General features: G+C 53.7%; 9 protein-coding genes and 1 other annotated feature. Of the genes, 5 read left to right on the plus strand and 4 right to left on the minus strand.

Going from position 1 to position 9,789, the window contains the following annotated elements:
• Positions 1-3: 3 nt before the first annotated feature.
• Positions 4-1,125: a bifunctional chorismate mutase/prephenate dehydrogenase gene (tyrA, locus tag H2Z33_RS14565; protein WP_006811631.1), complete on the plus strand. Its 1,122-nt coding sequence runs from the start codon at positions 4-6 to the stop codon at positions 1,123-1,125.
• A 60-nt stretch (positions 1,126-1,185) separates the two neighbouring features.
• Positions 1,186-2,058, plus strand: coding sequence for an SMP-30/gluconolactonase/LRE family protein (locus H2Z33_RS14570; protein WP_045911903.1), 873 nt, complete (start codon positions 1,186-1,188; stop codon positions 2,056-2,058).
• Here the strand turns inward: H2Z33_RS14570 and pheA are convergent.
• The 4 genes from pheA to bamD form a co-directional block, all read right to left on the minus strand.
• Positions 2,055-3,215: a bifunctional chorismate mutase/prephenate dehydratase gene (gene pheA, locus H2Z33_RS14575; RefSeq protein ID WP_045906907.1), complete on the minus strand. Its 1,161-nt coding sequence runs from the start codon at positions 3,213-3,215 to the stop codon at positions 2,055-2,057. The two genes, H2Z33_RS14570 and pheA, sit on opposite strands and share 4 nt — an antisense overlap.
• A 30-nt stretch (positions 3,216-3,245) precedes the next feature.
• Positions 3,246-3,371: a sequence feature (Phe leader region), on the minus strand.
• On the minus strand, positions 3,323-3,370 hold the full coding sequence (pheL, locus tag H2Z33_RS14580) for a pheA operon leader peptide PheL (RefSeq protein ID WP_100229775.1): 48 nt from the start codon (positions 3,368-3,370) through the stop codon (positions 3,323-3,325). Its footprint overlaps the feature before it by 48 nt.
• 103 nt (positions 3,372-3,474) lie before the next feature.
• Positions 3,475-3,816 (minus strand): ribosome-associated translation inhibitor RaiA, encoded by a 342-nt coding sequence (raiA, locus tag H2Z33_RS14585; RefSeq protein ID WP_003863162.1) that lies wholly within the window; start codon positions 3,814-3,816, stop codon positions 3,475-3,477.
• A 267-nt stretch (positions 3,817-4,083) separates the two neighbouring features.
• Positions 4,084-4,821: an outer membrane protein assembly factor BamD gene (bamD, locus tag H2Z33_RS14590; protein WP_003863164.1), complete on the minus strand. Its 738-nt coding sequence runs from the start codon at positions 4,819-4,821 to the stop codon at positions 4,084-4,086.
• A 131-nt stretch (positions 4,822-4,952) separates the two neighbouring features.
• Between bamD and rluD the strand changes: the two genes are divergently transcribed.
• The 3 genes from rluD to clpB all read left to right on the plus strand — a co-directional run bounded on the left by rluD (position 4,953) and on the right by clpB (position 9,364).
• Positions 4,953-5,933 (plus strand): 23S rRNA pseudouridine(1911/1915/1917) synthase RluD, encoded by a 981-nt coding sequence (rluD, locus tag H2Z33_RS14595; protein WP_017383977.1) that lies wholly within the window; start codon positions 4,953-4,955, stop codon positions 5,931-5,933.
• Positions 5,930-6,661, plus strand: a complete 732-nt coding sequence (gene yfiH, locus H2Z33_RS14600; RefSeq protein ID WP_062937975.1) for a purine nucleoside phosphorylase YfiH — start codon at positions 5,930-5,932, stop codon at positions 6,659-6,661. Before rluD ends, yfiH begins: the two co-directional genes overlap by 4 nt.
• Positions 6,662-6,790: 129 nt before the next feature.
• Positions 6,791-9,364, plus strand: a complete 2,574-nt coding sequence (gene clpB, locus H2Z33_RS14605) for an ATP-dependent chaperone ClpB (RefSeq protein ID WP_017692862.1) — start codon at positions 6,791-6,793, stop codon at positions 9,362-9,364.
• Positions 9,365-9,789: the final 425 nt, after the last annotated feature.

Here is a 9,789-nt window from a genome sequence, read left to right on the forward strand (position 1 = left end):
GTTATGGTTGCTGAATTGACCGCATTACGCGATCAAATTGATGAAGTGGATAAGGCGTTGCTGGATCTTCTGGCGCGCCGCATGGCACTGGTTGCTGAGGTCGGCGAGGTTAAAAGTAAATACGGACTGCCGATTTACGTTCCGGAGCGTGAGGCCTCTATGCTCGCCTCCCGCCGTAAAGAGGCGCAGGCCCTGGGCGTATCACCTGATTTGATTGAGGACGTCCTGCGTCGCGTGATGCGCGAGTCTTATTCCAGCGAAAACGACAAGGGCTTCAAAACCCTCTGTCCGTCGCTGCGCCCGGTGGTTATCGTCGGTGGTGGCGGGCAGATGGGGCGTCTGTTTGAGAAAATGCTGACGCTTTCTGGCTATCAGGTGCGTATTCTGGAGAAAGAGGACTGGTCGCACGCGCCGGAGCTGATGAAAGACGCCGGAATGGTTATCGTCAGCGTGCCGATCCATGTGACGGAGCAAATAATCGCGAAACTTCCTCCGCTGCCGGAAGATTGCATACTGGTGGACCTGGCCTCCGTTAAAAATGGTCCGCTACAGGCAATGCTGGCGGCGCACACTGGCCCCGTGCTTGGGTTACACCCGATGTTTGGCCCGGACAGCGGAAGCCTGGCGAAGCAGGTAGTGGTTTACTGTGACGGACGGCAGCCGGAAGCCTACCAGTGGTTCCTGGAACAGATCCAGGTCTGGGGAGCACGTTTGCACCGCATTAGCGCGGTAGAGCATGACCAGAACATGGCGTTTATTCAGGCGCTGCGCCACTTTGCAACCTTCGCCTATGGGCTGCACCTGGCGGAAGAGAACGTTCAGCTTGAACAATTGCTGGCGCTTTCCTCGCCAATCTATCGTCTGGAGCTGGCGATGGTCGGGCGACTGTTTGCCCAGGATCCGCAGCTTTACGCCGACATCATCATGTCGTCTGAAAATAATCTGGCGCTGATCAAGCGCTATTATCAGCGTTTTGGCGAAGCGATCACCTTGCTGGAACACGGCGATAAACAAGCCTTTATCGACAGTTTCCGTAAAGTGGAGCACTGGTTCGGTGATTACGCCACGCGATTCCAGAGTGAAAGCCGCACGCTGTTGCGCCAGGCAAATGACAGTCGCCAGTAATGCGATGATGTATATACTGAAAGCCAGCATTGCTGGCTTTTTTCATTTTGGGGAACTCTCATGGCTGAACCGCAGCTGCTGTTGAACTATACCGGGCATCTGCCCGAATGCCCGACGTGGAGTGCAGAAGAGAAGGCGCTCTACTGGGCGGATATCCTGGAAGGGGAGATCCATCGGTACCATCTGCCCACCGCAGAGCACTCGGTGCTCTCATTCCATGAAGAAGTTGGGTGTTTTGCCCTGCGTGAACGCGGCGGATTTATCGTCGCGATGCGAAACGCCATCTGGCTGACCGATAAGCACGGCCTGCTACAGCGTAAAGTTTGCGATAACCCATCCAACCCGCAGCTTGCACGCTTTAACGATGGCGGTACCGATCATCAGGGACGGTTTTATGCGGGCACCTTCTGGGGGCCGGGAGATTATAACGGCGCCATGCTGATGCGTATTGACAACGACCTGACGCCGAAAGTGATCCAGTGCGATATTCACGGGCATAACGGTTTAGCGTTTAGTCCTGACAAACGATGGATGTTTACTTCTGATACGCCGAACGGTGTGATCTACCGTACGCCGCTTGATGAGCAGGGGGAACCCGGTAAGCGCGAAGAGTTTCGCCGGTTTAGCGAGGGAGAAGGTATACCCGACGGTGCGGCAATGGATGAGGAAGGCTGCTACTGGAGCGCACTGTTTGACGGCTGGCGTATCGCACGGTTTTCACCGCAAGGCGAACAGCTGGAAGAGTATCGGCTGCCGGTACGCTGCCCGACAATGGTCTGCTTTGGCGGCGACGATATGAAAACGCTGTTTATCACCACCACGCGGGAAAATATGGAGGCGGAGGAGCTGGCGAAATATCCGCTTTCCGGTGCCATCTTCACCCTGCCTGTAAATGTGGCAGGGATGAAGAAAAGCCGCTTTATCGAACGTTAAGCCGGATCGACCGGGACCACGTTTTCGCTCGGATAGCAGCCCAGCACTTTCATGGAGCGTGTGATCTCGCCCAGTTCGCGCAGGGCTTTCTGCATGGACGCAGACTCCAGGTTGGCCTGAACGTCGAGATAAAACATTTCTTCCCACGGGTTGCCATGTATTGGGCGGGATTCCAGCTTCGTCATGATCAGGTTGTGATTACGCAGCACCAGCAGCGCTTCAACCAGCGCACCCGCCTGCTGGCCGGTCGCCATCAGCAGGGTGGTTTTCGCCGGGACCTGGTCCGACACGTTGATGGCCTTGCGGGCCAGAACCACGAAACGGGTGATATTCTGCGTCTGGTTGGCCAGATTGCGTTCCAGCACCTGTAAGCCATACAGCGCGCCGCCCGCTTCGCTACCGAGAGCCGCGATGGCAGAAGAGTTTGCCTGCGCCACTTTTTCCATCGCCGCCGAGGTGCTTTCGGTGTATTCAATTTTCCAGTGCGGATAACGGTTCAGGAACTGGCTGCACTGCTGGAACGGCTGCGGGTGGCTGTACACCGTTTCGATCTGACTCAGATCGGTTGAGCCAGAGACCAGCACGCAGTGATCGATAGGGATAGTCAACTCGCCGACTAACGACAGGCTGGTGTGCTGGAGCAGATCGTAAACATCGTTGATGGCGCCGGAACTGGTGTTCTCAATAGGCACCACGGCGTAATCTGCCTGGCCGGTTTCGACCTGGTTGAAAATGTCTGCAAATTTCGCGCAGCCGCTCTCAATAAACTCTTCGAAATGGCGGGCTGCGTACTGGCGAGCTGCCAGGTGAGAATAGGACCCTTTCGGGCCGAGGAAAGCGATACGAGCAGAGTGCGGGTTGGTTTTGTTCAGATGCTGCTGGAGCAGGGCTTGTTGCGTCAGAACGGAGTCTTCGATGATGAGCTGGAACAGGCGGGTGATGTAGTGCGCATCCAGATGATGCGCTTTGCCGAGTTGAATCAACCGTTCCAGTAAATCACGTTCGCGATCGATATCGCGCACCGGCCGATGGGACTCGAGCTTGGCTTTGCCCACTTCAACGGCGAGCGCGCGGCGTTCTGCCAGCAGGGCCAGTAATTTTTCGTCGAGTGCACTGATTTTTACGCGTAAATCCAGGAGCGGGTTTTCCGGTGTCATAGTGTTGTCTGTCTCATTTTATCGTTATCAATAAAAAAGGCCTCCCGGTGTGGGAGGCCTTGTTGTTCGTCTTCGCATTCTTTATCACACGACGAAACGCCTCCCGGTCAGGGGAAGGTAAAAAAGAATGCGAAGAAAAACGGCGTCTGTTTCATAAGGTCATCCTGAAATTGATAGGTTAAAGTACCTGCACTGTTTTGATCCTGTCAATAAAAAACGCGCCCGAAGGCGCGTTGTCGGTACACTCAATTTTAGAGGATTACTCTTCTTCAACTTCTTCCGCGAAGCTGGCGTCTTTCACCGAGGTTGCGGCGCGACGTGCTTCACCTTTGTGTTGCACTTTATTGAGCTGCCGTTCCAGCTTGTTGATCAAATCGTTAATTGCGGTGTACATATCCTCGTGTTTTGCGCTGGCGACCAGATGGCCGTTTGGAGTATTGATAGTTGCATCAGCGATGAAACCCTGCGGCTCCTTGGACAGGATGATATGTGGATTAATCAAATGTGTTTGCCATTTATCCAGTTTGGCGAGACGGTCTGCGACGTGCTGGCGGATTGCCGGAGTAATTTCCATTTGTTTACTGGTAATGTTCATTGTCATAAATTTTACCTCTTGTCTTTCCGTCTTGGTGATTCCAGCATACCCGACCTAATGTCAAAATGTGTGATTTAGATCACGTTATTTTGTCGGTTTTTGTCAGGGAATCTTTTTTGTGAGGCAGGGCAGGAAGAGGTGAGATTTACCTTGTCGAAGCCAACAATTGCGGTCATAGTTGAATGGATGTGTTGAAGCTAAACCGCTTCAGCGTAAGTGTGAAAGAATAAAAAAACGGCAGCCCGCGGGCTGCCGTTATGCGTTGTAGCGGTATCAGGTGTTGCTGCTGTTCGCGGCGATGATTTTCGCCACTTTGTCAGCCTGAGCCGTCATCTGCATCTGGCGATACGCATTTTCCATCAGCTTCAGGCCATCACGCGTGGCCTGGGTATCCGGATAATCACGCAGCATGCCTTCTACACGGTTAACCACGGCAACCCATGCGCCACGGCGGGTGTAGTATTCCGCAACGGAGTACTCATATTTCGCCAGACGATCTTTCAGGAATACCAGACGCTTAGTGGCATCGGTAATGTACTGGCTGTTCGGGTAGCTACGCACCAGTTTGGAGAAGTCATTGAAAGCATCACGCGCATGTTGCGGGTCACGGTCGGAACGATCCACCCCGAAGAAGCCCTGCAATGCACTATCATCCAGCGCCATGTTAGTCAGGCCGCGCATGTACATCACGTAATCGATGTTAGGATGGGTAGGGTTCAGACGCATGAAACGATCGATGGTTGCCTGAGCCAGCGGCAGATCGGCATTTTTGTAGTAGGCGTAGATAAGATCTAACTGTACCTGCTGCGAATACGGGCCAAACGGATAGCGATTATCCAACGCTTCCAGTTGCGTTATCGCCTGTTTCCAGTTACCGTCCTGCAACTTTTGTTGTGCAGTCGCATAGATTTCATTCGGCGGATTGTCAGGGACCTGTTCATTCGAACCGGAGCAGCCCACCAAAGCCAGGCTCAACGTGGCCGCTGCCACCAGATATTTCATGCGCGTCATGACGTTTTGACTTTCCTCAAATGTTTGTCCGGGAGAAACTCAGTTCCTGCTCCCGATTAAGACCAGCTACAATAGCACACTATATTAAACGGCAAAGCCGTAAAACCCAACGTTAAACGAAGAAGCAGTTTATGGCACAACGAGTAGAACTCACCGCAACAGTCTCCGAAAATCAGCTCGGTCAACGCTTAGATCAGGCTTTGGCCGAATTGTTCCCTGATTATTCGCGTTCACGCATAAAAGAATGGATCCTTGACCAGCGCGTGCTGGTAAACGGCAAGATCTGGGACAAACCAAAAGAGAAAGTGTTTGGTGGGGAAGCTGTCGCCATCAATGCTGAAATCGAAGAGGAAGTCCGCTTCGAGCCGCAGGATATCCCGCTGGATATCGTCTACGAAGATGACGATATTCTGGTCATCAACAAGCCGCGCGACTTTGTTGTTCATCCGGGCGCGGGCAATCCTGACGGTACGGTACTTAACGCTCTCCTTCATTATTATCCGCCGATTGCCGACGTACCGCGTGCCGGTATCGTTCACCGTCTGGATAAAGACACCACGGGTCTGATGGTGGTGGCGAAGACGGTCCCAGCTCAGACTCGCCTGGTGGAATCTTTGCAATTGCGCGAAATTACCCGTGAGTATGAAGCGGTGGCGATTGGTCATATGACCTCTGGCGGCACGGTGGAAGAGCCTATCAGCCGTCACCCAACCAAGCGTACGCATATGTCCGTACACCCGATGGGTAAACCGGCGGTAACCCACTACCGCATCATGGAACATTTCCGTATTCATACGCGCCTGCGTCTGCGCCTGGAAACCGGGCGTACTCATCAGATCCGCGTGCACATGGCGCATATTACACATCCGCTGGTGGGTGACCCGGTTTACGGCGGTCGTCCGCGTCCACCAAAGGGCGCATCGGATGAATTCATCTCCGTGCTGCGTAAATTCGATCGCCAGGCGCTGCATGCGACGATGCTGCGTCTTTATCACCCAATTACTGGAATTCAGATGGAATGGCATGCGCCGATCCCACAGGATATGGTGGAACTTATCGACGCGATGCGCGCAGATTTCGAAGAACATAAGGATCACGTGGACTGGTTATGACCAAACTGATTGTCCCGGCGTGGCCACTGCCTGAAGGCGTGGCCGCCTGTAGTTCAACCCGTATCGGTGGCGTGAGCCAGGGCGCGTGGGAGTCTCTGAACCTCGGTGCGCACTGTGGCGATAACCTGGAGCACGTTGAAGAGAACCGTAAACGCCTCTTTGCTGCGGGAAACCTTCCTTCAAAACCGGTCTGGCTTGAGCAGGTGCACGGTAAAGCGGTGCTGAAGCTGACGGGGGAGCCCTATGCGTCTAAGCGCGCCGATGCTTCGTACAGCAATACGCCGGGAACGGTTTGCGCGGTGATGACTGCTGATTGCCTGCCGGTGTTGTTCTGCAATAAGGCAGGAACTGAAGTGGCTGCTGCCCACGCCGGATGGCGAGGCCTGTGCGAAGGTGTGCTGGAAGAGACCGTTGCCTGCTTCCATGACGATTCTGCAAATCTCATCGCCTGGCTTGGCCCGGCGATTGGCCCGCAGGCGTTTGAGGTCGGGCCCGAAGTGCGCGATGCCTTTATGGAAAAAGATCCGCAAGCGGTCGAAGCGTTTGTGGCTTCCGGAGATAAATATCTGGCCGATATTTATCAGCTTGCCCGCCAGCGCCTGAATAACGTCGGCGTGACCCACATCTTCGGCGGAGATCGCTGTACCTTCAGCGAAAAGGGTGATTTTTTCTCCTATCGCCGCGACAAGACGACAGGTCGTATGGCAAGTTTCATTTGGCTGATATAACCTAAAGAATCAAGACGATCCGGTACGCGCCGTTTTCTTTTCACATAATTCAGGTTATTAACCTTGAATAATTGAGGGATGACCTCATTTAATCTCCAGTAGCAAATTTGACCTGTTATGGGAGGAGTTATGCGTCTGGATCGTCTTACTAATAAATTCCAGCTTGCTCTCGCCGATGCCCAGTCCCTTGCACTGGGGCACGACAACCAATTTATCGAACCTCTTCATTTAATGAGCGCCTTGCTGAATCAGGAAGGGGGATCGGTACGTCCTTTATTAACGTCCGCTGGCATTAATGCCGGCCAGTTACGCACCGCCATCGATCAGGCGCTGAGCCGTTTACCGCAGGTAGAAGGTACCGGCGGCGACGTGCAGCCGTCGCAGGATCTGGTGCGCGTGCTGAACCTTTGCGACAAGCTGGCACAAAAACGTGGGGACAACTTTATTTCGTCAGAGCTGTTTGTTCTGGCGGCGCTTGAATCACGCGGTACCTTAACCGACCTGCTGAAATCCGCCGGTGCAACCACCGCTAATGTGACCCAGGCGATTGAGAAAATGCGCGGAGGTGAAAGCGTGAACGACCAGGGAGCCGAAGACCAACGTCAGGCTTTGAAGAAATTTACGGTCGACCTGACCGAACGTGCCGAGCAGGGCAAACTTGACCCGGTAATCGGCCGTGACGAAGAAATTCGTCGGACTATCCAGGTACTGCAACGTCGTACCAAAAACAACCCGGTGCTGATTGGTGAGCCTGGCGTCGGTAAAACCGCCATCGTTGAAGGGCTGGCGCAGCGTATCGTTAATGGCGAAGTGCCCGAAGGGCTGAAAGGCCGTCGCGTACTGGCGCTGGATATGGGCGCGCTGGTGGCCGGGGCGAAATACCGCGGTGAATTTGAAGAGCGTCTGAAAGGCGTGCTGAACGATCTGGCGAAACAGGAAGGTAACGTCATCCTGTTTATCGACGAACTGCACACCATGGTGGGGGCGGGTAAAGCTGACGGCGCAATGGATGCCGGGAACATGCTGAAACCTGCGCTGGCGCGTGGTGAACTTCACTGCGTCGGCGCCACTACGCTGGACGAGTATCGTCAGTACATTGAAAAAGATGCCGCGCTGGAGCGTCGCTTCCAGAAGGTGTTTGTCGCTGAACCAAGCGTTGAAGATACCATCGCCATTTTGCGAGGACTGAAAGAGCGTTATGAGCTGCACCATCACGTGCAGATCACTGACCCGGCCATCGTTGCGGCGGCGACGCTTTCGCATCGTTACATTGCCGACCGTCAGTTGCCGGATAAAGCCATCGACCTTATCGATGAAGCGGCGTCCAGCATCCGTATGCAGATTGACTCGAAACCGGAAGAGCTGGACCGACTCGATCGCCGCATTATCCAGCTCAAGCTGGAACAGCAGGCGCTGAACAAAGAGTCTGACGAAGCGAGTAAGAAACGCCTCGATATGCTTAACGAAGAACTGGACGAGAAAGAGCGTCAGTATTCTGAGCTGGAAGAAGAGTGGAAAGCTGAGAAAGCCTCCCTCTCTGGCACCCAGACAATCAAGGCGGAGCTGGAGCAGGCGAAAATTGCCATTGAGCAGGCCCGTCGCGTAGGAGATCTGGCGCGGATGTCCGAGCTACAGTACGGCAAGATCCCTGAGCTGGAAAAACAGCTTGAGATCGCCACGCAGTCGGAAGGCAAAACCATGCGTCTGTTGCGTAATAAAGTGACGGATGCCGAGATTGCCGAAGTGCTGGCGCGCTGGACGGGTATTCCTGTGGCTCGCATGATGGAAAGCGAACGTGAGAAACTGCTGCGTATGGAGCAGGATCTGCATCAGCGCGTCATTGGACAGAACGAAGCGGTCGAAGCGGTATCTAACGCCATTCGTCGTAGCCGTGCGGGGCTGTCCGATCCGAATCGTCCAATCGGCTCGTTCCTTTTCCTGGGGCCAACCGGTGTCGGTAAAACCGAGCTGTGTAAAGCGCTGGCTAACTTTATGTTCGACAGCGATGACGCAATGGTGCGTATCGATATGTCCGAGTTTATGGAGAAACACTCCGTCTCGCGTCTGGTCGGTGCGCCTCCGGGATATGTCGGTTATGAAGAGGGCGGTTACCTGACGGAAGCGGTTCGTCGTCGTCCTTATTCCGTCATCCTGCTGGATGAAGTGGAAAAGGCTCATCCTGACGTGTTTAACATTCTGTTGCAGGTGCTGGATGATGGGCGTCTGACGGACGGGCAGGGAAGAACGGTCGACTTCCGTAACACGGTGGTGATCATGACCTCGAACCTGGGTTCCGATTTGATTCAGGAACGCTTCGGTGAGCTGGATTACAGCCATATGAAAGATCTTGTGCTGGGTGTGGTCAGCCAAAACTTCCGTCCGGAGTTCATCAACCGTATTGATGAAGTGGTCGTGTTCCATCCGCTGGGCGAGAAACACATCGCGTCGATTGCGCAGATCCAGTTGCAGCGTCTGTACAAACGTCTGGAAGAGCGTGGGTATGAAATCCACATTTCCGACGATGCGCTGAAACTGCTGAGCGAGAATGGTTACGATCCTGTTTATGGTGCGCGTCCGTTAAAACGTGCTATCCAGCAGCAGATCGAAAACCCGCTGGCACAGCAAATCCTCTCTGGGGAGCTGGTTCCGGGCAAAGTTATTCGTCTGGAAGCCAACGACGATCGCATTGTGGCAGTGCAGTAAGTCACAAAACGCAAAAACGGGCCGCTTGCGGCTCGTTTTTGTTTAAAAACCAGGCGAAAATTGAGGTCTGGGATGTGATTTTGCCTGGAAAATGAGCGTTCAGTAAATAATTTTCACTTTATCCTTGCAGGTTCGGAATTACTCCCTATAATGCGCCTCCACTGACACGGAACAACGGCACGCAAGCCGCCGGGTCAGCAGAGAAAAGCAAAACAAACGCTTGACTCTGAAGCGGGAAAGCGTAATATGCACACCCCGCGCCGCAGCGAAAACGAAGCGGCACTGCTCTTTAACAATTTATCAGACAATCTGTGTGGGCACTCAAAGTGACATGGATTCTTAATGTCCTCGGACACTAAATGAATACCAAGTCTCAACGAGTGAACACGTAATTCATTACGAAGTTTAATTCATTGAGCATCAAA

This window comes from Enterobacter sp. YSU, assembly GCF_016082135.1.
Classification (GTDB): domain Bacteria; phylum Pseudomonadota; class Gammaproteobacteria; order Enterobacterales; family Enterobacteriaceae; genus Enterobacter; species Enterobacter hormaechei_C.